Origin of the sequence: Actinomadura logoneensis (genome assembly GCF_003428695.1) — a bacterium.
GTDB classification, from domain to species: domain Bacteria; phylum Actinomycetota; class Actinomycetes; order Streptosporangiales; family Streptosporangiaceae; genus Spirillospora; species Spirillospora logoneensis.
Window position 1 is genome coordinate 1 of record NZ_QURH01000342.1, and the last position, 510, is coordinate 510.

The window sequence follows — 510 nt, forward strand, 5'->3', positions numbered from 1 at the left end:
GCCGCCGGTCACACCCGCTCCAGCGCGGCGCGCAGCCGCATCAGGGTCTCCAGGTCCACCGGCGGCGGCTCGAGCCGGCCGCCGGGCACCTCACCCGGATGCCGGACCCGCCTGCGCAGCGGCCCGCCGACCCCCACCACCGGACGCTCCACCAGCCCCAGCGCCGTCAGCGCGCGCACCGCCTCCAGACACACCACCACCGGACGGCCCAGTTCGGCGGCCACCCCGGCGGGCGTGCGCCGGCCGTCCACGGCGAGGGCCACCTCGGCCTGCACCGCCGTCAGCATCACCCGCTGCCGGGGCACCCGCCGGACGCCGAAGACCGGCGCCGCGTCCGCCAGCGCCAGCGGCCAGCCGCCCGCGCGCTCCGACAGCCGGGCGTACTCGTGCAGCAGCACCCTCGGGGGGACGCCGGTGCACCGGACCGTCCGCCGCCCGAGCCGGCCCGCGACGAACACCGGCTCGAACCCCGGCCGTCCGCCCCGGCCAGCCCCGCCGCCGCCCGCCCGC

Annotated in this window: 1 protein-coding gene; it reads right to left on the bottom strand. The window is 81.2% G+C overall.

All coding sequences use genetic code 11. The features are described from left to right. Positions 1 to 8 precede the first annotated feature (8 nt). Positions 9 to 510: hypothetical protein (locus DZF91_RS39990; protein WP_199486807.1), on the bottom strand; the 502-nt coding region annotated here is incomplete at its 5' end.